This is a genomic window from Rhodoferax saidenbachensis (assembly GCF_001955715.1).
GTDB classification, from domain to species: domain Bacteria; phylum Pseudomonadota; class Gammaproteobacteria; order Burkholderiales; family Burkholderiaceae_C; genus Allorhodoferax; species Allorhodoferax saidenbachensis.
Map to the genome: position 1 here is coordinate 3533667 of NZ_CP019239.1, position 22131 is coordinate 3555797.

Sequence of the window (22131 nt, forward strand, 5' to 3'; positions counted from 1 at the left end):
TTGCAAGCCACACCACCCGCCTTCAGAAACGTATTGGAGCGGGATTTGAAACTTCCGATTCAGAATGGCAGCGGGCCTAGACATTGTTGTTCAACCCGCGCCAGAGCGGACTTTGGCAACCAGTTGGTTAAAGCGTATGCCCGTTATGGGCGGTGATGGGAAATCCAAGTCACCTGCTATTTATCGGAAATATCTCTGATCATGGCCTTATAGGCGTCAGAAACTTTAATTTTGTCTAGTGCCTTCTGCCAACGCGTGATTTCCGCATCAGGAATGTCTTTGCTGCAAGCAATATAGGCCGGTAATTCGACAAACTTAACTGGAGTTCGAACCACGGCTTCAAGCGAGTAATTCATTTGCTTCAGTACATGTATCACACCCAAAGGTGAATCGCTAATAGCCAAGTCGCACCGGCCGTTTATCAACATTTTGTAGATAGACGAACCTTTGGCTGCAGATGGGTTGAGGTTGGAAAACCCGGCCGCCACGAGACGGTCAAATACCAATCCAGCTTGTCGAGTGCAAATTGAGTGGACTTTCTTCGCATCCTCGAGCGTCGAAATTACCAGAGGATCGCCTTTCTTTTTATAGAAATATATCGAGCTATCAACCAGCGGGCCAACCCATTTGTACTTTTCCTCACGTTCAGCGGTTCTCAGCATCGTGATCATCATGGTTCTTGGGTTGCCTTCCAGCATTAACTTCGCGCGCATGCTCGGAAAAATTTGAATTTCGATGTCGGCCTTTAGATCTTTGGCGATCGCCCTGGCAATGTCTACCGAAAATCCCTTCAGAGAACCATTTTCACTATAGTTATACGGAGCCCACTCCTCCGTGACGATGTTCAACTTCTCATCATCCGCCCAAGAGGATTCAACCAAGACGGACAAGAAGACGAATGCGATTACGCACCAAATCCGTCTTACTCTCCAATGAAAATTCACCGCCATAGTCGACCGCCCTTCTGCATACCCAAATCCATTTAGGCCAAGCGCCAATCAGTAATCCAACCAAGTTGGTATTGGACTGTACTCCTGCAAACGCGGATGTATAGAGTCGACAGTGAATGGTGAGTTGTCGCAACTTATGGCTGTTGCCGCCACAAAGTGAACGTATGCGGAGAGTAGATCATCCCGCCACAACGCTGACGAAATTTATCGACTGCAAACGCGGCCAACTTGACGTCTACGAATGCCCGTTGACTGGCACAAAGACTGACCTCCCGTAAACCGACGTTGACGTACGACTGCTTCCGCCGCAATTCTGACGGTCATCACTTGGCCTGCATATCCCCCATACGGGTGATTCTTAAAGCATCTTCTTACACAGCAAGATCGTCGATGGGTTGGCGGTGGATCGGGTGTCGCTTCGTCGGCACCGCCCACCCGCCGGCACGCAACACACTGCAAGCCGATCAACCCACTATCAAAATAATAGCTGCTCGCGCATATTCCAAAAGGGCTACAGGCCGATTTGACATAAAAAAGCCACCCGAAGGTGGCTCTTGCATTCCGGTACCAACCGCCGACTAATCCACGCGCGCGCCCGTGGCTTTCACCACAACTTCGTACTTGGCGCGCTCTGCCTTCATCAGGGCGTCAAACGCAGCCGGTGTGGTCGGTGTGGGCTCTGCCAGCAGATTGGCGAAGCGGGTTTTGGTTTCGGGTGACTGCAGCGCGGCCACAAAGGCGTGGTTCAACTCGGCAATACGCTCTTTGGGCGTACCGGCAGGTGCCACCAGTCCCCACCAGGTGTCGATAGAAAAGCCTTTGAGCGTTTCCGAGATGGCGGGGATGTCGGGCAACGCACTGCTGCGTTGTGCGGAGGTGACCGCTAGGGCCTTGAGTTTGCCGGAGCGGATGTTGGGCGCGGCCGTGGCCAGGTTGTCCAGGTTGTAGTCCACCTGCCCACTCAGCAAGGCCAGTTGCGCCGGGTTGCCACCGTTGTACGGGATGTGCAGCGCAAAGATGCCGGCTTCCTTCTTGAACATTTCGCCGGCCAGATGGCCTGCGCTGCCATTGCCGCCACTGCCGTAGTTGAGCTTGCTCGGGTTCGCCTTGGCGTACGCAATCAGATCGGCCAGCGTCTGGATATGCAGACGCTGCGCGGTCTCTGCATTCATGACCAGCACATTAGGCACACGCACCATTTGGGTAATGCCCGCAAAGTCGGTGGCGGCGTTGTAGGGCATCTTGGCAAACAGCCACGGATTCACCGCATGGGTCGCGGTGGCGGCAATGCCAATGGTGTAGCCATCGGGTGCGGCTTTGGCAACCGCATCGGCACCGATATTGCCGCCCGCACCGGCGCGGTTGTCCACCACCACCGTGCCCAGGCTGTCTTTGACCATCTCCGCCAAAACGCGCGCGGTGATATCCAGCGGGCCACCGGCCGGATAAGGAACGATCAGGCGAATCGGTTTGTTGGACGATTGCGCCCAGACACCCGACGCCGCCAACAACAGCGCAACGCCTGCGGAAAGAATTTTGGAAGCCAACATGGTTCTGCTCCTCTTAGTGGCGGAAGTGGCGCACGCCGCTGAACACCATGGACACGCCGTGCTCGTTCGCCGCGTCAATAACTTCCTGGTCGCGCATGGAGCCGCCGGGCTGGATGACACAGGTGGCGCCCTGGTCGACCACCACGTCCAGGCCGTCGCGGAAGGGAAAGAAGGCGTCGCTGGCGACCACGGTGCCTGCCAGCGACAAATTCGCGTGACCGGCCTTGATGGATGCAATACGGGCCGAGTCCAGGCGGCTCATCTGGCCAGCGCCCACGCCCATAGTCATGCCGCCCTTGCAGAAAACGATGGCGTTGGACTTGACATACTTGGCGACCGTCCAGGCAAACAGCAGGTCATTCAGCTCTTCGGCCGTGGGTTGCTTGGTAGTCACCACTTTCAAATCGGACAGAGCCAGTTCGTGGTTGTCGGCCGTTTGCAGCAGGATGCCGGAGCCGATGCGTTTCATGTCCATCGCATTGCGGCCGTTGTCCCATGCGGTGCTACCGCCCTTTGGCAGGTCGATCTGCAAGATGCGCACATTGACCTTGGTCTTGAAGACTTCCAGCGCGGCAGGTGTGAAGCTGGGGGCCATCAGCACTTCAACGAACTGCTTGGACATTTGTTGGGCTGCCGCTTCGTCCAGCTCGGTGTTCAGCGCGATGATGCCGCCGAACGCGGATGTAGGGTCGGTCTGGAAGGCCTTGCTGTAGGCCTCCAGCGCGTTGGCACCAATCGCCACGCCGCAGGGGTTGGCATGTTTGACGATCACACAAGCCGGTGTGTCAAAGCTCTTCACACATTCCCAGGCCGCATCGGCGTCGGCAATGTTGTTGTAGCTGAGTTCCTTGCCTTGCAATTGTTTGGCGGTGACCAGCGAGCCCGGTGCGGGATACAGGTCGCGGTACAGCGCGGCCTGCTGGTGGCTGTTTTCGCCGTAACGCAGGTCTTGCACCTTGACGAAGCGGCCGTTGCTCTGGCCGGGGAACAGGTCCAGTGTGGGTGCAGCGTCGCCTGCGGGAACGGTCTCGCCAATTTGAATCGCAGACAAATAGTCGCTGATGGCGCCGTCGTACTGGCTGATGCGGTTGAACGCGGCAATCGACAGACCCAGCTTGGTCTTGTCGCTCACCTTGCCGGATTCCTTGAGTTCGGCAATCACCGTGGCGTACTGCGACGCATCGGTCAGCACGGCCACGTCTTTCCAGTTCTTGGCCGCGCTGCGCACCATGGCGGGGCCGCCGATGTCGATGTTTTCGATCGCGTCTTCGAGCGTGCAGCCAGCCTTGGCGACGGTCGCTTCAAACGGATACAGGTTCACCACCAAAAAATCAATGGTGTTGATGGCGTGTTCTTTCAGTGCCGCCATGTGTGCAGGAACGTCGCGGCGCGCCAACAGGCCGCCGTGCACGCGCGGGTGCAGCGTCTTGACGCGGCCGTCCAGCATTTCGGGGAAGCCGGTCATCTCAGCCACTTCGGTCACGGGCAGGCCCTTCTCGGCCAGCAGCTTGGCCGTGCCGCCGGTGGAGAGCAGCTTGATGCCCTGCGCGTGCAGTGCCTGGGCGAGTTCAAAGATGCCAGTTTTGTCAGAGACTGACAAAAGTGCTGTTTGGGGTGCGTTCATGAAAGTTCAGTCCAATGTAAAAAACGGGGGCACCAACAGGGCGCCGTGTGCGTGTCGGCTCAGCTGATCAGCTTGTGTTCGAGCAGCTTCTTGCGCAGGGTGTTGCGGTTCAGGCCCAGCCACTGGGCGGCTTTGGACTGGTTGTTTTCGGCGTGTTCCATCACCACTTCGAGCAGCGGTTTTTCAACGGCCCGCACAAACATCTCATGCATGCCGTCGGGCTCGGTACCGCGCAGGTCCTTGAAGTAGCCCTCCAGGCTGGTGCGCACACATTCCTCGATGTGCTTCTTGCTCATGTTGTCAGTTCCATCATGTCCTGTCCCCTTGTATCGAACTCAGCAGGCCCAGCAGCGGGAATGCGGTCCATTTTTTCGTTCAAACCATCCATAAAACGTTCCACCGCAGCCACCTGGGCCACACTGTCTTCCAGCAAGTTCATCTGCAGGCGGAAGTCTTCCCCGCCGGGCAATTCACGTACATACCAGCCAATGTGTTTGCGTGCCGAACGCACCCCAATGAACTCGTCGTACAGGCTGTAGTGGTCGTACAGATGCTCCACCAGCAGGCGTTTGACATCGCTCACCAGCGGTGGTGCAAGGTGCGTGCCAGTGGCCAGGAAGTGGGCGATCTCGCGGAAGATCCACGGCCTGCCCTGCGCCGCGCGGCCAATCATCACGGCATCGGCGCCGGTGGCGGCCAGCACATCACGCGCCTTTTCGGGCGTGGTGATGTCGCCATTGGCCACCACGGGCACACGCACGGCGGCTTTCACGGCGGCAATGGTGTCGTACTCGGCCTGGCCCTTGTAGCCCTGCTCGCGCGTGCGGCCGTGCACCGCAAACATCTGCACACCGGCATTCTCGAAAGCGCGTGCCAGCGTGACGGCATTCTTATGGGTCTGGCACCAGCCGGTGCGCATCTTGAGCGTGACCGGCACATGGCGCGGCGCGCAGGCCTGCACCACCGCCTCGACGATGGACAGCGCCAGCGCCTCGTCCTGCATCAGCGCAGAGCCAGCCCATTTGTTGCAGACCTTCTTGGCCGGGCAGCCCATGTTGATGTCGATGATCTGTGCACCGCGGTCGATGTTGTAGAGCGCGGCCTCGGCCATCATGGCCGCCTCGGTGCCGGCAATCTGCACCGCAATGGGCCCGGGTTCACCGTCGTGGTTGGCGCGGCGCGAAGTCTTGAGCGTGTTCCACAAATCCTTGCGCGAGGTCACCATTTCGCTGACCGCATAGCCCGCACCCAGCTTTTTACAGAGCTGGCGAAACGGCCGGTCCGTCACCCCCGCCATGGGGGCGACCAGCAGTGAATTCGCCAAAGCGAAATGACCGATGTGCATGGAATTGCCGTAGAGCCAAGGGTGTGGAAAAAGGGGCGGGGTGCGCGCGAGGGGACCCATTCTAACTGCCCAAAATTTCAGCAATTGAAATGCCGCGCCTACACTCGCCCCATGCCTGCCTGGATGGACACCCTGCTCAATCTGCTCGCCCTGCCCCAATACAGCCTGGGCACGGTGTTTGTGGTGTCGTTCATTTCGGCCACGCTGCTGCCGCTGGGCTCGGAGCCTGTGGTGTTCGGGCTGGTGGAACTCAACCCCGAACTGTTCTGGCCCGTGGTGCTGGTCGCCACTGCGGGCAACACGCTGGGGGGCGCGGTGAGCTGGTGGATGGGCCTGGGCGCCCACCGGGCTGCGGACCATTACCGCCATTCCGCCACCCACAACCGGGCACTGGAGTGGTTACAGCGCCTGGGGCCCAAGGCCTGTTTATTGGCTTGGCTGCCGCTGGTGGGCGATCCATTGTGTGCAGTGGCCGGCTGGCTGCGCCTGCCCTTCTGGCCGTGTCTGGCCTACATGGCGATCGGAAAATTTGCGCGCTACGTGCTCATGACGGCAGCGTTGACGGGACTGCTGCGACTCTGGTGAGGCGCTTCATTTGCTATTGATTCAATAGCTGCTCACGCAATCTGGATGCGGGCCAGGTCCTATTCACACCAATTTCCCGAGTGCGAACGGGGTTAAAACAGCGCCAATCTAGGCGTGCGACGACGCCCAGACCGGGTGTCTGGGCTAGGAGTGCAACAACGGGTGGCGCTGTTTCAACCACGTTCCCTTCGGGTTGCGGCCAAAAAGGCCATGCGCGGCGTTGCGAAGCCTTGCCGGGGGCCAACCCCGGCTGCGTTTCGCGCCTTGCGCATGGCCTTTTTGATCCGCAACGCATCTCGGGAAATTGGTGTGAATAGGCCCTAACGCACTAAAACAAGCACAGTTCCGAATACGGTCAAGCCCGCACCCAGCCAGGCACCTTGTGCCGGCGCGCGGCCCAGACGCCACCACAACAGCGGCAACACCAGCACCGGTGAGACGGAAGACAGGATGCCCACCATGCCCACATCCCCGTGCTGCAAGGCTAGCAAGATCAGGCTCATGCCCAGCCCCATGCCGATAAACCCACTCAGGGCCACCAGCGACAACACGCGGTGTGTCGGCGCCTGTTGCGCACGGGCCGGCGCAAAGCCCACCCACAGCAATACGAAGTGGGCCACGCTGGTCGCCGCCACGCGCAGCACGGTCGCGGCTACCGGGTCGACCCCTGTGACCATGACGGGCTTGGCAATCAGCGAACCCAGCGCCTGACACAAAGCCGCCAGCAGGCCCAAAGCGACACCCAGCAGCCACGGGCCGCGCACAGTCTCCCAGGCGTGGGATTCATCCTTGTGGCTGCCCCAGGCCACTGCGGTCATCACACCACCGACCACCAACGCACCGCCCAGCATGGCTTGCGCGCCCATGCGTTCGTCGAGCAGTGCAAACCCCATGAGTGCACTGAACAGCGCATGGGTGGCGAACAACACGCCGGTGCGCCGTGGCCCCAGGCGATTCATGGCGGCAAACAGCGCCGTATCGCCTACAAAGATGCCGATCAGACCGCTGAATGCCAGCACCGCCGCCTGGGCCAGCGTCATGCTGTGCCAGCTGCCCGTGAACAGCACCACCGGCAGCAACATGCAAAACACCAGCAGCATGCGCCAGCGCGTGAACGCAATCGCGCCCAGATGGCGCGCCTGTGGCGCCGACAGCACGCTGGTCAGGGCCCAGCAGCTTGCGGCCCCCAGGGCCAGCCAGTCGTAGGACCAGGACACAGATCGGAGGGATGGCGTTTTAAGAGCTGAACAGGAAGTTCATCACGTCGCCATCCTTGACGACGTATTCCTTGCCTTCGGCGCGCATCTTGCCCGCGTCCTTGGCACCCTGCTCGCCCTTGAAGGCGATGAAGTCTTCAAACGCGATGGTCTGGGCGCGGATGTAGCCCTTCTCGAAGTCGGTGTGGATCACGCCCGCGGCCTGCGGCCCGGTGTCGCCCACGTGGATGGTCCAGGCGCGCACTTCCTTCACACCGGCGGTGAAGTAGGTCTGCAGGCCCAAGAGCTTGAAGGCGGCGCGGATCAGGCGGTTCAGCCCGGGTTCGGTCTGGCCCAGTTCTTCCAGGAACATCTGGCGGTCTTCATCGCTCATCTCCGACATCTCGGCTTCCATCTTGGCGCAGATCGCCACGACAGGTGCCTTTTGCGCGTCGGCAAAGGCTGTCAGGCGGTCCAGCAGCGGATTGTTCTCAAAGCCGTCTTCGGATACGTTGGCCACAAACATGGCGGGCTTGGCCGTGATCAGGAAAAACTGCTTCAAAAGCGGCAACTCTTCCTTGGTGAAGTCCAGCGTGCGCACGGGTTTGGCTTCGTTGAGTGCGGCCTGGCACTTCTCCAGAATCGCCACCAGCTTGGCGGATTCCTTGTCGCCCGAGCGGGCCAGCTTGGTCACGCGGTGCAGGGCTTTCTCCACCGCGGCCAGGTCGGCCAGGCACAGCTCGGTCTGGATCACTTCGATGTCAGCAATCGGGTCGACCTTGCCGGCCACGTGGATCACGTTGTCATCTTCAAAGCAGCGCACCACATTGATGGTGGCGTCGGTCTCGCGGATGTGCGAGAGGAACTTGTTGCCCAGACCTTCCCCCGTGCTGGCACCCGCCACCAGACCGGCGATGTCGACAAACTCGACGATGGCCGGCACGATGCGTTCGGGCGAGATGATCGCGGCAAGTTGCTGCAGCCGCGGATCGGGCAATTCCACGATGCCCACATTGGGCTCGATGGTGCAAAACGGGTAGTTCTCGGCGGCGATGCCGGCCTTGGTCAAGGCATTGAACAGGGTGGATTTCCCCACGTTGGGCAAGCCTACAATGCCACACTTCAAACTCATAAAAAACCTCTGAAAACGGGGAGACAAGTGTATGCCATACCTGTTGGTGCGCGTGCTGCTGGCCCTTTTGTGCCTGGGATCGTCCCCGGTCTGGGCATGGGCACCGGTGCCTGCAGACACCATCGTGCTCGGTGATGGCAACACCTCGTTCGAGGTCACCTCCGACCTGGCGACCTGGCTGGACGGCGGTTCCAACACCAGCATCGCCACCGCTTCGAGCATGCCCCAGAAGTTTGAATCCGGCCCCGCCCTGAAGCGCCACCGCCTTGGCAACAACGTCACCCTGTGGGTACGCCTGCGTCTGGCACGGGCCTCCGGCGACAACGCCGCCTGGACACTGAATATCCCGCAACCCTTTATCGACGCGGTCACGCTGTACCAGCCCGATGGTAAGGGTGGCTGGACCGAACAATCGGCGGGCGACACCCTGGCGCAAACTGCCTGGAACAGGCGGGGTCTGTACCCGGACTTCGATCTGCACCTTCCCGCCGGACCGCCCCAGGAGGTGTACCTCAAGGTGCGCAACTTCAAACACCTGAGCATGCCCATCCGGCTGGCCACGCTGGCGGAGCGCCAAACCGAACGGCTGACGGAGTGGCTGGCACTGGGCCTGATGCTGGGGGCCTTGCTGACGCTGTCGGTGTTGTCGCTGATTCGCCTGATCGAACACCGCAATCTGTCCGACGGATGGGCCGCGCTGTATGGCCTGCTGGTCATGGCCACGGTCGCCCAGGTCAATGGGGTGCTCAACGCCGTCGTCTGGGTGCATCTGCCGGAATGGGCCGACTACGCCAACAGCGTGATGCCGGTGGTGGCCGTGGGATGCAGCTTGCTGCTCATGCGCAACCTCTATACCCTGTCCACCCACTACCACCGCTACGACCGGTTCCTGGACAGCACGGCTTGGGCGGCGATTGCCTCGGTGCTGAGTTATGCCGTGCTGGACCGCGTGACCGCCGACTGGGTGGGCGCCATCGTGCTGCTGTTTGTGACCACCGTGGGGCTGGTCGTCACGCTGCTGAGCTGGCGCGGTGGCTCCAGCATCTGGCGCTGGCTGATGCTGGCCTATCTGCCCCAGTTCCTGGGTCTGCTGCGGCTGGTGGCCGAGGCCGCCGGTCTGGTGCCCACGCTGTGGGAAATGCGCTACCTGACCTCACTGGGTGTGGCTCTGTCGGTGCCGTCCATGGTCTATGCCCTGAGCCTGATCACCCATGACCGCAAGGAGCTGGTGGTGCGCGCCAAACACCTGCCCACCCAGGATGCGCTGACGGGCCTGCTGACCACCGAAGCGTTCCAGAAACAACTGGACGACGCCTACGAACGGGTGCTGGACAGCCACGAGCCCGTGGCCCTGGTGCGGGTGCATATCGTCAACCACGACCACATCCGCGCCACGTATGGCGGCACCACGGCCGAACACTGCCTGCTGCGCGCGGTGGTCAAGCTGCAGCGCATCCTGCGCGATGTCGACCCGGCCGGGCGCGTGGGGGCCAACAGTTTTGCCATCCTCATGGAAGGCGTCACCACACGCGAGGCCGTGACCGAACGCATCGTCAAGCTGATTGCCTCGGGGCTGATCCCGCTGCCCGGGCTGGAGCCCGAGGTGACCCTGCAGTTCCAGGCCGCCTGTGTGCTGCTACAGACCAACCCTGTGCCGCCCGAGAGCGCACTGGCCGAACTCGAAGCGGTGCTGTTGGGCATGTCACCACGCACGCGGCGCCCTATCCGCTTCCTGGAGCCCGTCCCCACCCTTGCTGCTGCGCTGGACACAGCCTCCGTGCCGGCATGAGCGCCGCCCGCTTCTGCGCCCACATGTGGCGATGTATCGGGCTGGCCGTGCTTTGGGGCATGTCGGTGTGCGCCACCGCGGGGACACCTGCGGCGCAAGGCGACCTACAGGTCTTGCAGGCCGGACAACCTGCATTTGAAATCCAGAGCGACATTCCCACCCTGCTGGAGATCGGGGCCAGCGCAGGCATCGATGCCATTGCCGGTGGCGCGCGGGGTGCCTTTGTGCCCCACCCCGCCAGCACCATCCAGCCCCTGGACGACCACAGCACCCTGTGGATGCAACTGCGCCTGCACCGCAACGCCGACGCCCCCTCCCCGTGGACCCTGCACATTCCCCTGCCCCACCTGGACCAGGCGGTGCTGTACCAGCCGGATGGCAAGGGGGGGTGGCGGCGCCAGGAGGCCGGGGACACCGTGGCCGTCAACGACTGGGCACATCCCGGGCTGTACCCCGACTTTGAACTGCAATTGCCTGCTGGGACAACGCAAACCGTTTACCTGCAGATCCGCAATTACAAACACAGCGGCATCCCGCTGCGCCTGGCCAGTGCCGAGGCCCGGCAGGCACAACGCAGCGTCGAATACGTGGCCATTGGCGCGATGGTCGGCACGCTGCTGATGCTGTTGGGCTCCTGCCTCATCCATTACGCCGTGACAGGGGACAAGGCGCATGGCTGGTACGCCGCCTACACCGCCCTGATCGTGGTGGTGATTACCAGCGCTGCAGGGCTGTCAGGCCAGTGGCTGTGGCCCGACTCGCCGATCTGGTCCAACTACTCGTACATGGTGCTGCCGGTGCTGGGCGTGGGCGTGACAGTGCTGTTCGTACGCCATGTCTGCGGCTTGCGAAACCGCTTCCCGATTCTCGAACGTTGCCTGGCCTGGTTTGGTTGGGCCTGCCTTCCGCTGGCGTGTCTGAGCTTCCTACCCGAACGGACCATGGCCGCCGACCTCCACGGCGCCTACCTTGCAATCGGTCCCCTGCTGGCGCTGGGCGCAGCCATTGCGACCTGGCGCCGCGGCAACACGATCGGGAAATGGCTGTTCCTGGCCTACCTGCCGCAAAGCCTGGCCGTGCTGTATCTGGCAGCACAGATGTACAGCCTTGTGCCCACGCTGTGGGAGGCGCGCTACGCCATGCTGGCCGGTGTGGCGTTCTCGGTGCCGCTGCTGCTGCAGGCCCTGAACATGCGCACGCGCGAGCGCCGTGAAGTGGAAGACCGCGCCAACGCGCTGCCCACCCAGGATGCCCTGACCGGCCTGCTCAACAAGGAACAGTTCATGGTGCAGGTAGAGGCCGCCCTGACCCGCGCAGTGGAAGACAAGGAGCCCGCCGCGATCGTGCTGGTCGAAGTGACCAACCACGAGAACTTGCGCAAGGCCTTTGGCGATGCGCTGGCCGAGCAGTGCCTGCTGCGCGCGGTGGTCAAGCTGCACCGCGTGCTGCGCGATGTGGACCCGGCGGGCCGCGTGGATACGGCACGCTTTGGCCTGGTGCTGGAGGGCCTCTCCAGTCGCAACACCATCAACGAGCGCATGGTGCGCCTGATCGCTTCGGGCCTGATCCCGCTACCCGGCCTGCAGCCCGAAGTCACGCTGCATTTCCACGTAACCTGCGTGCTGCTCAACGAGATGATTCCCGACCCACGCACCATCCTCGACCAGTTGGGCGCGTTGATGAGCGAAATGTCACCACGCACACGCCGCCCTATCCGCTTCCTGGAACCCGAAATGACCGTGCCTGCGGCGTTGCAGGCGGCTTCGGAATTTGGCCCCAACGACACGCAGAGCCTTGGCCTGCTGGGGCCCTGAGGCAGCGTTCAGCCTCAGTCCGCAAACGCGTAGCTGCCACCCACGGCCTGGCCGACACGCAGCACGGCACCGCTGCCCTGTACCACCATGGCATTCATGCCAAAGGTGATGGCACCGTTCAGACGCGCATCGCTGCGGTAGGTTTGCAGGGCATCACTGACCGCCGGGCTACTCTCGGCGGTGTGGGGGTCAATGTTCGGAATGGGGCAACGTGCGCAGGGTTTGACCAGACGCATTTCGGCCCCTAGCCCTTGCCCTGATTGCGCAGGCAGCTCCTGAAATGAGAGCAAATCGAGATGGTCTTCGTCATGCGCATCGAGCCCCGACAGCACCACATTCGGGCGAAAACGCTCCACCCCCACCGGGCCCTGGTCCGCGTGCTGCAGGCGTGTGTTGAGTTCCTCCACGGCGGTTTCAGTGGTGACCAGCACGGCAAAGCCGTCGCTGAACTGGTTGGGCGCGTCCACCCCTTGTGTCCATTTGGGGCTGGAGAGGCGGCGCACGGCCGGATCAAACCGCACCAGGCGCAAACCGGAGTACCGCAAAAAGTCGCTGAACCACAAGGCCGCGGCGTCGCCCATGTCCAGCGCCTGCACCGTGTCATCCCACACCTGAACGCTGCGCGGGTCGCCCTGCGCCTGCAAACCCACGCCCAACTCCTGCATGCCGGGCGCACGCAGCACCAGTGCATCGGCCGTGATTTCGGGCTGCACCAGCACCATGCGGGCACATTCACGCTGTGACAGAAACATCCCATCGGCGTCCACCACCATCCAGGCGCGGTCCCACTCCAGCCCGGTGCCCTGCAACACCGCCTGCTGCACCTGGATACCGGCGCAGGACTTCACCGGGTAAATAAACAGCCGCGACACCGTGGCCTGTACATCCATTGCCTCTACGTCTTGCGGCATCGTTCTATCCTTGTTACGGGGGCGGGATTGGCCCCACGCAGGATTGTGCCCCGCCTTCTACAATGGCCGCATGGCAAGACCCTATGACATCTGTATCCGCGGCGCCGGCATTGTGGGCCGCACGCTGGCGCTGCATCTGGCGTCCAAACGTTTGCGCGTGGCACTGGTGAGCGCACCCGGTAATCCCGCCGGCCACTCCGATGTGCGGGCCTATGCGCTGAACCAGTCCTCCAAAACCTTGCTTGAAGCGGTGCGCTGCTGGCCCGACGCGCCGCACGCCACCGCCGTGGTGTCCATGCAGGTGCATGGTGACGAGGGCGGCGAGGTGGCGTTCTCCGCCACAGAGCAAGGTGTCGACGCGCTGAACTGGATCGTCGATGTGCCGGTGCTGGAGAAGCTGCTGACAGAGGCTGTGCGTTTCCAGCCGCTGATCGAGGTGGTGGAAACACCGCAGACCGCGGCGCTGACGGTGGTCTGCGAAGGCCGGGCCAGCCGCACGCGTGAAGAATTTGGCGTGGACTTTGATGTCACGCCCTACGACCAGTGGGCTGTGGCGGCCCGTGTGCAGTGCGAACAACCACACGACCAGGTGGCACGCCAGTGGTTTTCGCAGGGCGAAGTGCTGGCTTTTTTGCCTTTGGACGGCGCTGCGGGGAACTTGTGCGCGCTGGTGTGGTCTGTCTCTGCAGAACGCGCACCCTTATTACAAGCCATGTCCCCCGATACTTTCTGCGAAACCCTGCAAACCGCCAGCCATGGCGCGCTGGGTGCGCTCACGCTCGCCAGCGAACGCCACACCTGGCCGCTGCAGCAGGCCCAAGCCCGGCGCTGGAGCGGCACGTCCGCCCAGGGCGCTTGGGTATTGGCGGGTGACGCCGCCCACACCGTGCATCCGCTGGCCGGCCAGGGCCTGAACCTGGGCCTGGCCGACGTGGCCGAGCTGGTGCGCCTGCTGGACGGCCGTGCCTATTGGCGCAGCGTGGGAGATACCCGCCTGCTGCGCCAGTACGAACGTGCCCGCAAGGCCGACTTGGCACTGGTGGGCAACACCGGCGACGCGCTGCAACAGCTCTTCGCCCATGCCCACCCCAGCCTGCAAACCCTGCGCAACTGGGGCATGAACCAGTTTGAACGCAGCGGGCTCATCAAACACTGGGTGGCGCGCCGTGCCATGGGCACCACCGCCAATCCGCCCCCCTCACCGAACCGCGAAGAAAGCACCGCTCCATGAAATCAATAGTCCGTACCCTGTTGGCCGCGACCCTGATGGCCACTTGCCTGGGCGCTTTTGCCCAGGAAGCCGTCATCCGCAAGAACATCGCCGAACGGCTGCCCCAGCTCAAGGCCATCGACCAGATCAGCAAGACCCCCATCGCCGGCATCTATGAGTTGCGCGTCAATGGCACCGAGATTTACTACACCGATGCGCAAGGCAACTACCTGTTCCAGGGCAACCTGATCGACATCAAGCAGCGCCGCAACCTGACCGAAGAACGGGTGGACAAACTCACCGCCATCAAGTTCGATTCCCTGCCATTCAAGGACGCCTTCACCATCGTGCGCGGAAACGGCTCACGCAAGATCGCTGTGTTTGAAGACCCCAACTGCGGCTACTGCAAACGTTTTGAGCGCGACCTGCAAAAGGTCGACAACGTGACCATCTACATGTTCCTCTACCCCATTCTGGGGGCCGACTCGACCGAAAAATCCAAGGCCATCTGGTGCACCAAGGACAAGGGCCAGGCGTGGCAAGACTGGATGCTGCGCGACCAGGCCGCCCCGGCCGCTGCCGCCACCTGTGACACCGCAGCCCTCGCCCGCAATGTAGAGCTGGGCCGCACCTACAAGATCACGGGCACCCCCACCCTGCTGTTCGTCAACGGCAACCGTGTGCCCGGCGCGATTGACAGCACGCAGGTAGAGAAACACCTGGCCGACGCCAAGTCATGAGTCGGGCCCCCGCAGCTTCAGCCGCGGTCCACTACCGGGTTGAAGTCGCCGACCTCCACGCCCACCTGTTCCGCATCACGCTGACACTGGCCAGCCCGGCGGCACAGCAGGAGCTGCGCCTGCCGGTGTGGATTCCGGGCAGCTACCTGGTGCGCGAGTTTTCCAAGAATCTGCAGAAACTGCAGTGCCACCAGGGCAAACGGTCGCTGGCTGCCCAGCAAACTGACAAGGCCACCTGGATGGTCGACTGCCAACCTGGGCAGGCGCTGCAAGTGCAGTACGAGGTCTACGCGTTTGACAACTCGGTGCGCACCGCTTGGCTGGATGCCACGCGCGGTTTTTTCAACGGCACCAGTCTGTTCCTTCGCGCCATCGGTTGTGAGGCGCTGCCGCACCAGATGGAACTGCTGCCCGTGCTCAGTGCCAGCGACTGGAGCGTGGCCACGGGCCTGACGCCACTGCGAACCAATAGCAAAGGCTTTGGCAGCTACAGCGCCGACGACTACGACACGCTGGTGGACTGCCCGGTGGAAATGGGGCCGTTCTGGAGCGGCAGTTTTGAGGCCTATGGCATACCGCACCGCTTTGTCGTGGCGGGCGCGCCGCCCAGCTTCGACGGCGCACAACTGCTGGCCGACACCCAGGCCATCTGTGAAGCGGAAATCCGCTTCTGGCACGGCGACAGCATCAAAAATGATAGCGGATTGCGCAAGCGGGACAAGGGCCAGAGCCCGATTCCATTCAAAAATTACGTCTTCATGCTCAACGCGGTGCACGACGGCTACGGCGGCCTGGAGCACCGCAACTCCACCGCGCTGATCTGTACGCGCAAGGACTTGCCGCGCCTTCCGCGCACCACGCTGGCCCCCACCGCGCACAAACAGCCCGAGGGCTACACCACGCTCCTGGGGCTGATCAGCCACGAATACTTCCACACCTGGAACGTCAAACGCCTGCGCCCAGCCGAGTTCGCGCGCTACGACTACACCCAGGAGAACTACACCCAACTGTTGTGGTTCTTCGAGGGCTTTACCAGCTACTACGATGACCTGCTGTTGCGCCGCGCCAAACGCATAGACCACGCGACCTACCTCAAGCTCATCACCAAGACAATCAACCAGGTGCAACAGACACCGGGGCGGCTGGTGCAGACGGTCGCGCAGGCCAGTTTTGACGCCTGGGTCAAGTACTACCGCCAGGACGAAAACACCGCCAACGCAACGGTCAGCTACTACACCAAGGGTTCGCTGGTGGCCATGTGCCTGGACCTCACGCTGCGCGCGGAAGGCAAAACCACGCTGGATGATGTAATGCGCGCGCTGTGGCAGCGCTGCGCAGGCGGCCCCATGGCCGAGGCCGACCTGCTGGCCGTGCTGCAGACCTTGGCCGGGCGCTCCTACGCCAAAGAACTGGCACGCTGGGTACACAGCACCGCCGAGCTGCCGCTGGCCGAACTGCTGGAGCAACACGGCCTGCAGGTGCACCGCGAGCCGGACCAGGTGGCGCAGCAATTGGGCCTGCGGGTCAAGGAAAGCGGCGGTGTCTTTGTTCAGCAGGTGCTGCGCGGTGGTGTGGCCGAGAAGGCCGGTTTTGCCAGCGGTGACGAGTGGATTGCGGTGGAGATGCCCAGTGGCACTGCCCGTGGCCCCTGGCGTCTGCAAACCCTGGACGAGCTCACGCTGTACAGCGGCAAGGCCAAGACGGTCAAAGCCATCGTGGTGCGGGACAAGCGGCTGCTCACGCTGAACCTTGCCATGCCCAAACCCTCCACTGCCGTGCGGTTGTCGGTGCGTGACGGTGTCGCGGCAGGCAAGTGGTTGGACGGTACCAACTAAGGCTTTACGGCTTCAGGCCGTTCGCGTTGGGCTTGGCCTGTCCTGAGCTTGTCGATGGGCGAAACGCAGCCCTACCCATCCGTCAAGAGCCGGTGAACTTGGCGGGGCGTTTCTCGCGAAACGCCTGCACGCCTTCCACGTAGTCGTGCGTGCGGCCCATGGCCGACTGGGCATCGCGCTCGGCATCGAGTTGCTGGTTCAGTGGGCGGCTGGTCGCGTCGCGCAACAGATGGCGTGTAGCCACCAGGGCCTGCGTGGGCATGTCGGCCAGCCGGGTGGCCAGGGCCATCGCGGCGGCCACGCAGTCGTCGGCCACGTCCCAGATCATTCCCCACTCCTTGGCCTGCGGCGCCATCAGTTTGTCACCGGTCATGGCCAGCGCCAGCGCGCGCGGCATGCCCAGACGCTGCGGCAAAAACCAGGTGCTGCCCGCATCGGGCACCAGGCCAATCTTGCTGAAGGCCTGGATAAAGCTGGCGCCCGGCGCTGCAATCGCAATGTCACAGGCCAGCACGAACGACATACCCGCCCCAGCAGCCACGCCGTTGACCGCAGCCACCGTGGGCATGCGCAGGTTTTGCAGGCGCCGCGTCGTGGGGTTGAAAGCCTGTTCGATGCTCACTTCGGGGTCGGGTCGGGCAGCCGGGTTGTCCTGCGGGCCAAGCTCGCCGGTGTTGAGGTCGGCACCCGCGCAAAAACCGCGCCCGGCGCCGGTGAGCACCACAGCGCGAATCGTGGCGTTGGCCTCGGCCCGATCCAGTGCAGCCCACAAGGCGTGGTGCATTTCACGGGTGAAGGCATTGAGCGCGGCCGGGCGGTTCAGCGTGAGCAGGGCCACGTTGCCGTGCTCCGCGTACAGGACCAAGGACTCGCCGCAGGATGGGGTGGGGTCAGCCATATGCAATGCCTCTTCGCTATAGTGGGGTTTCCAAATTCAACGCCTCAAACGCATCATGACTTACGAATGCATCACCACCCGTACCGAAGGCGACAAGGTCGCCATCATCACGCTCAACCGCCCCAAGGCGCTCAACGCGCTGAACGACCAGCTCATGGACGAGCTGGGCGCCGCGCTCAAGGGCTTTGACGCCGACCCTGCGATTGGCTGCATCGTGCTGACCGGCAGCGAAAAGGCGTTTGCCGCAGGTGCCGACATCACGGCCATGGCCAAGTTCACCTTTGCCGACGCCTACAAAGGCGACTTCATCACCCGTAACTGGGAAACCATTCGTAACATCCGCAAGCCAGTGATCGCCGCGGTCAGCGGTTTTGCCCTGGGCGGCGGCTGCGAGCTGGCGATGATGTGTGACTTCATCATCGCCGCCGACAACGCCAAATTCGGCCAGCCCGAGATCAAGCTGGGCATCATTCCCGGCGCAGGCGGCACACAGCGCCTGCCGCGTGCCGTGGGCAAGTCCAAAGCCATGGACATGGCCCTGACCGGCCGCATGATGGACGCCACCGAGGCCGAACGCGCCGGGCTCGTGAGCCGTGTCGTGCCGCTGGACAAGCTGCAGGAAGAAACACTGGGCGCCGCGCTGCAAATCTGCGCGTTCTCCCAGGTCGCCGTGATGGCAGCCAAGGAATCGGTCAACCGCGCCTTTGAAGGCACGCTGGCCGACGGCATCGTTTTCGAACGCCGCCTGTTCCACGCCTTGTTTGCCACGGCCGACCAGAAAGAGGGCATGGACGCCTTCGTCAACAAGCGCCCGGCTGAATTCCAGCACCGTTGAAGACCACCTCCAAAATGGCTATAATCTTGGTCTTTCGGTCGTATAGCTCAGTTGGTTAGAGCGCAGCATTCATAATGCTGATGTCGGTGGTTCAAATCCACCTACGACCACCAAAACCCGTCAAAACCCGCACCAGCTCTCGCTGTTGCGGGTTTTGCATTTAGGTGGCCCGGTGCTAGCATGGGCCACCCCACCACCGTCAAGCCTCTGGATACACACCATGAACCGCTTTACTTTTGACTCCCGCCAACTGGCCCTGGCCGCGGCCGTTTTGGGCCTGGCGCTACCGGCCTTTGCACAGGACGCCCCTGTGCGCCCCTTCCCGCCCAAGGCCGAGCGCGGTGCCATGGTCATCACCAACCCGCCCGATCTGGTCCTGAATGGGAAAACTGCGCGCCTGTCGCCCGGCGCGCGCATTCGCGGCGCCAACAACATGCTGGTCATGTCGGGCGCCCTGGTGGGGCAAAACCTGCTGGTGAACTACGTGCTGGAACCCAACGGCCTGGTGCATGAGGTCTGGATACTGACCGAGGCGGAAGCCAAACTCGTGCGGCCCACTGGCGGCATCACCCTGGTCAAGTAAGACCGGCGCCGCCGTCCACGTACGGGCATCCGGCCGCAGCACAGAATACAAGCCAAATAGGCCTCCAGCACTTGCCAAATAAGCGCAAGCAGCTACCAAAACAATAGCATTTTCGAGAACGCCATGAGCAAAAAAGTCTTTATCAAAACCTTCGGCTGCCAGATGAACGAGTACGACTCGGACAAGATGGTCGATGTGCTGGGCGCAGCCCAAGGCTATGAGCCCACACAAAACGTGGAAGAAGCCGACCTGATCCTCTTCAACACCTGCTCGGTGCGTGAAAAGGCACAGGAAAAAGTGTTTTCCGATCTGGGCCGCATCAAACACCTGAAGAAAAAAGGCGTGCAGATTGGCGTGGGCGGCTGCGTGGCCAGCCAGGAAGGCGCAGAGATCATCAAGCGCGCACCCTATGTGGACGTGGTGTTCGGACCGCAAACCCTGCACCGCCTGCCCGAGATGCTGAACCAGCGCGCACTCCAAAACAAGCCGCAGGTGGACATCAGCTTCCCCGAGATCGAAAAATTCGACCACCTGCCGCCTGCCAAGGTGGAAGGTGCCTCGGCGTTCGTGAGCATCATGGAAGGCTGCAACAAGTACTGCAGCTACTGCGTTGTGCCCTACACACGCGGCACCGAGATCAACCGCCCGTTTGAAGACGTGCTGGTCGAAGTGGCCGGTCTGGCCGACCAGGGCGTGAAAGAGATCACGCTGCTGGGCCAGAACGTGAATGCCTGGCGCCACACGATGGGCGACACGACCGAGATGGCCGACTTTGCGACGCTGCTGGAATACGTGTCCGACATTCCCGGCATCGAACGCATCCGTTACACCACTAGCCATCCCAACGAGTTCACGCCCAGCCTGATTGCCGCCTACGACAAGCTGCCCAAACTCGTGAGCCACCTGCACCTGCCCGTGCAGCACGGTAGCGACAAAATTCTGATGGCGATGAAGCGCGGCTACACCGCCATGGAATACAAAAGCACCGTGCGCAAGCTGCGCGCCATCCGCCCGGACATGGCGATGAGTTCGGACTTCATCGTCGGCTTCCCCGGCGAGACCGAGGAAGACTTTGGCAAAATGATGAAGCTGATCGATGACGTAGGCTTTGACAACAGTTTCAGCTTCATCTTCAGCCCCCGCCCCGGTACGCCTGCAGCCAATCTGCATGACGACACGCCACACGACGTGAAGCTGGCGCGCCTGCAGCACCTGCAAGCCGCGATCAACACCAACATTGCCCGCATCAGCGACAGCCGCGTGGGCACGGTACAGCGCATTCTGGTGGAAGGGATGTCCAAGCGCGATGGCGGCGAACTGATGGGCCGCACCGAGTGCAACCGCGTGGTCAACTTTGCCGGCCAGCAGCGCCTGGTGGGCCAACTGGTGGACGTTCGGATCACCGAGACGCGCACCTACACCCTGCGCGGCGAGGTGCTCACTAACGAACTGGTAACAGCCTGAGTAGACGCGCAGACACTATGAAATTCATAGCTGCTTGCGCACTATCTATAAAGGCTAGAGGCCTTTTTTATTCAAATTTCGAATGAAGCGCATCCGTAGCTCCGTGCGCCAGATCGTGATCAGCCTGCTGCTGGTGTACCTGAGCGCACTGATGCTGGCCACCGACGGCTGCACCCGCACCGCACGTGCTGCGTGGCCATCCACCTACGGAGCCGTCGCGTTGAATTGGGCTACTGCGCCCTGGCTGGCAGCCGAGGACAGCGCGCAGTTGCGGCACTGGCAGGCCGTAGGTGACGGTGAATTCCATGGGTTGCTGCGCGATCCGCGGTGGGGCGAGGTATTCCGATGCGCGCGATGATGCGAAAAATGGGACAGAACAAGCTGAGCCAGGCAACGCGTCCCGCCCTTAGACAAGTGGTCCTCCCCTTCTTTCGCGCTGTGTACCGCAGCCTCATTCGCCCGGTCTGGCGTTTTATCTACTGGTGCGTTGCGAAGTTTTTCGCCGAGTTATCGTTCCTGGCCCGCGTGGTGGCGGTGCTGGCGCCGGATTTTTTTCTGCTCTACCAGGGCGACGTTCTGGCGCCGACCTCGGTGTCGCCGGAGTTTCAGGCGCTGCGGGTGCTGATGGCCATCACGATGTCATTTTTCTTCGCCATCTACTTCTTCTGGGATGCGGTGGTGGTCGCAGGCCATATCCCCAAAAAATATGCCCACCTGTCGGGTGACGAATGGGACCGCGCCAAGGCCGCCATGGACGATGCCGACCCCAGCATGATGGGCACGACCGCCTGGATGAAAGAGCGGGCCCGCAAGATCAAGGCTGGCGAGCTGCCCGGGGCCGGACCACGTTAACCAGGTTGCCGATCAGCATGAGCGAGGCCCCCAGCACCAGCATGGGGTTGAACGCCTCACCGTAGAGCACGACCCCCACAGCCGCAATCAGCGGCAGGCGCAGGAAGTCCAGCGTGACCACCACGCTGACTTCGCTGCTTCGCATGGCGTGGGTGATGCAGAAATGCGCACTCAACGCCGTCAGGCCAATCAGCGTCAGCCAGACCCATTGCAGGGGACCGGGCCACACAAAACTGCCAGCGCCCATCAACAAGCCGATGGGCAACTGGATGGCACACATGTAAAACAGCACCGTGAGCGGATCATCGGTCGCCGACAGTGCCTTGGTGGCCACGTGCGACAAGGAATAAAAAACGGCCGCTGCGATGACATACAACGCCGCCGGGCTCACGATCTCCCCGCCCGGGTTCAGTATCAGGTAGACGCCCACAAACCCCAACACAAGTGCGACCACTTTTTTGAGCGTCAACGCCTCTTTGAGGAACAGGCAGGCAATGATCAACGTCCACAGCGGTGTGGTGAACTCCAGCGCAAAGACCTGTGCCAGCGGCAGCAGGCCAATGCCGACAAACCAGCCGTACTGGCCGCAAAAGTGGAAGAGATTCCGCCCCAGGTGCAGGGAAAACCGCTGGGTCTTGAAAAGTGCGGTGCGGCGGGTTTGCAGGATGACCAGCGTGACCACCACCAGGCCAATCACGCTGCGGGAAAACAGGATCTGAAACGTGCTGATGGCGCCCGCCAGTTCACGTGCCCCCACCGCCATCAGGCAAAACGACAGCAAGGCACCCGACATCCACAGAAAAGCCCGCATGCGATGG

Annotated in this window: 21 protein-coding genes and 1 tRNA gene; 12 read left to right on the forward strand and 10 right to left on the reverse strand. The window is 62.2% G+C overall.

Features of this window, described 5'->3' with window-relative positions:
• Positions 1-176: 176 nt before the first annotated feature.
• The 5 genes from RS694_RS16890 to dusB form a co-directional block, all read right to left on the reverse strand.
• Positions 177-890: a substrate-binding periplasmic protein gene (locus RS694_RS16890; RefSeq protein ID WP_161631572.1), complete on the reverse strand. Its 714-nt coding sequence runs from the start codon at positions 888-890 to the stop codon at positions 177-179.
• A 638-nt stretch (positions 891-1528) separates the two neighbouring features.
• Positions 1529-2500: a Bug family tripartite tricarboxylate transporter substrate binding protein gene (locus tag RS694_RS16895; RefSeq protein WP_029708499.1), complete on the reverse strand. Its 972-nt coding sequence runs from the start codon at positions 2498-2500 to the stop codon at positions 1529-1531.
• A gap of 13 nt (positions 2501-2513) precedes the next feature.
• Positions 2514-4124 (reverse strand): bifunctional phosphoribosylaminoimidazolecarboxamide formyltransferase/IMP cyclohydrolase, encoded by a 1611-nt coding sequence (gene purH / locus RS694_RS16900; protein ID WP_029708500.1) that lies wholly within the window; start codon positions 4122-4124, stop codon positions 2514-2516.
• A gap of 59 nt (positions 4125-4183) precedes the next feature.
• Positions 4184-4420 carry a helix-turn-helix domain-containing protein gene (locus RS694_RS16905; RefSeq protein WP_029708501.1) on the reverse strand — a complete coding sequence of 79 codons (237 nt, stop codon included), beginning with the start codon at positions 4418-4420 and terminating at the stop codon, positions 4184-4186.
• Positions 4417-5469, reverse strand: a complete 1053-nt coding sequence (dusB, locus tag RS694_RS16910; protein WP_037247689.1) for a tRNA dihydrouridine synthase DusB — start codon at positions 5467-5469, stop codon at positions 4417-4419. Before dusB ends, RS694_RS16905 begins: the two co-directional genes overlap by 4 nt.
• A gap of 111 nt (positions 5470-5580) precedes the next feature.
• Between dusB and RS694_RS16915 the strand changes: the two genes are divergently transcribed.
• Positions 5581-6054: a YqaA family protein gene (locus RS694_RS16915; RefSeq protein WP_029708503.1), complete on the forward strand. Its 474-nt coding sequence runs from the start codon at positions 5581-5583 to the stop codon at positions 6052-6054.
• Positions 6055-6374: 320 nt separating this feature from the next.
• Here RS694_RS16915 and RS694_RS16920 read toward each other — a convergent pair whose 3' ends face one another.
• The gene (locus tag RS694_RS16920; RefSeq protein WP_029708504.1) at positions 6375-7271 is read right to left on the reverse strand and encodes a DMT family transporter; all 897 of its coding nucleotides are present in this window, start codon (positions 7269-7271) and stop codon (positions 6375-6377) included.
• Positions 7272-7290: 19 nt separating this feature from the next.
• Positions 7291-8382, reverse strand: a complete 1092-nt coding sequence (ychF, locus tag RS694_RS16925; protein ID WP_029708505.1) for a redox-regulated ATPase YchF — start codon at positions 8380-8382, stop codon at positions 7291-7293.
• 31 nt (positions 8383-8413) lie between these two features.
• Here ychF and RS694_RS16930 point away from each other — a divergent pair, with 31 nt between their 5' ends.
• Together RS694_RS16930 and RS694_RS16935 are read left to right on the forward strand one after the other, a co-directional pair.
• Positions 8414-10171: a sensor domain-containing diguanylate cyclase gene (locus RS694_RS16930; RefSeq protein WP_029708506.1), complete on the forward strand. Its 1758-nt coding sequence runs from the start codon at positions 8414-8416 to the stop codon at positions 10169-10171.
• Positions 10168-11985, forward strand: coding sequence for a sensor domain-containing diguanylate cyclase (locus RS694_RS16935; RefSeq protein WP_081708662.1), 1818 nt, complete (start codon positions 10168-10170; stop codon positions 11983-11985). Before RS694_RS16930 ends, RS694_RS16935 begins: the two co-directional genes overlap by 4 nt.
• Positions 11986-11999: 14 nt before the next feature.
• Here the strand turns inward: RS694_RS16935 and RS694_RS16940 are convergent, their stop codons facing one another.
• Positions 12000-12896 (reverse strand): MOSC domain-containing protein, encoded by an 897-nt coding sequence (locus tag RS694_RS16940; RefSeq protein WP_029708508.1) that lies wholly within the window; start codon positions 12894-12896, stop codon positions 12000-12002.
• A 70-nt stretch (positions 12897-12966) separates the two neighbouring features.
• On the opposite strand from RS694_RS16940, the gene RS694_RS16945 reads away from it, so the two are divergent.
• From RS694_RS16945 to RS694_RS16955, 3 genes are read left to right on the forward strand one after another with little or no spacing between them, the layout of a single operon-like run.
• Positions 12967-14127: an FAD-dependent monooxygenase gene (locus RS694_RS16945; RefSeq protein WP_051391976.1), complete on the forward strand. Its 1161-nt coding sequence runs from the start codon at positions 12967-12969 to the stop codon at positions 14125-14127.
• Positions 14124-14846 carry a DsbC family protein gene (locus tag RS694_RS16950; protein ID WP_029708510.1) on the forward strand — a complete coding sequence of 241 codons (723 nt, stop codon included), beginning with the start codon at positions 14124-14126 and terminating at the stop codon, positions 14844-14846. The genes RS694_RS16945 and RS694_RS16950 overlap by 4 nt, the downstream gene beginning before the upstream one ends.
• Entirely contained in the window at positions 14843-16681 is a 1839-nt protein-coding gene (locus RS694_RS16955) for a M61 family metallopeptidase (protein ID WP_029708511.1), read from the forward strand. The genes RS694_RS16950 and RS694_RS16955 overlap by 4 nt, the downstream gene beginning before the upstream one ends.
• A gap of 82 nt (positions 16682-16763) precedes the next feature.
• Here RS694_RS16955 and RS694_RS16960 read toward each other — a convergent pair whose 3' ends face one another.
• On the reverse strand, positions 16764-17579 hold the full coding sequence (locus tag RS694_RS16960; protein ID WP_029708512.1) for an enoyl-CoA hydratase-related protein: 816 nt from the start codon (positions 17577-17579) through the stop codon (positions 16764-16766).
• A 55-nt stretch (positions 17580-17634) separates the two neighbouring features.
• Between RS694_RS16960 and RS694_RS16965 the strand changes: the two genes are divergently transcribed.
• From RS694_RS16965 to RS694_RS16990, 6 genes are all read left to right on the forward strand, one after another.
• Positions 17635-18414 carry an enoyl-CoA hydratase gene (locus RS694_RS16965; protein ID WP_029708513.1) on the forward strand — a complete coding sequence of 260 codons (780 nt, stop codon included), beginning with the start codon at positions 17635-17637 and terminating at the stop codon, positions 18412-18414.
• Between the two features lie 36 nt (positions 18415-18450).
• Positions 18451-18527: transfer RNA gene (locus tag RS694_RS16970), tRNA-Met, on the forward strand.
• Positions 18528-18634: 107 nt separating this feature from the next.
• On the forward strand, positions 18635-18997 hold the full coding sequence (locus tag RS694_RS16975; RefSeq protein WP_051391975.1) for a hypothetical protein: 363 nt from the start codon (positions 18635-18637) through the stop codon (positions 18995-18997).
• Positions 18998-19120: 123 nt separating this feature from the next.
• Positions 19121-20461, forward strand: a complete 1341-nt coding sequence (gene miaB / locus RS694_RS16980) for a tRNA (N6-isopentenyl adenosine(37)-C2)-methylthiotransferase MiaB (RefSeq protein WP_029708515.1) — start codon at positions 19121-19123, stop codon at positions 20459-20461.
• A gap of 82 nt (positions 20462-20543) precedes the next feature.
• Positions 20544-20819: a hypothetical protein gene (locus RS694_RS16985; protein WP_029708516.1), complete on the forward strand. Its 276-nt coding sequence runs from the start codon at positions 20544-20546 to the stop codon at positions 20817-20819.
• Positions 20820-20899: 80 nt separating this feature from the next.
• Positions 20900-21313, forward strand: a complete 414-nt coding sequence (locus tag RS694_RS16990; RefSeq protein ID WP_029708517.1) for a hypothetical protein — start codon at positions 20900-20902, stop codon at positions 21311-21313.
• Here the strand turns inward: RS694_RS16990 and RS694_RS16995 are convergent.
• A complete protein-coding gene (locus RS694_RS16995) occupies positions 21276-22124 on the reverse strand; it encodes a DMT family transporter (protein WP_029708518.1) in 849 nt (282 codons plus the stop codon). The genes RS694_RS16990 and RS694_RS16995 overlap by 38 nt on opposite strands.
• Positions 22125-22131 lie beyond the last annotated feature (7 nt).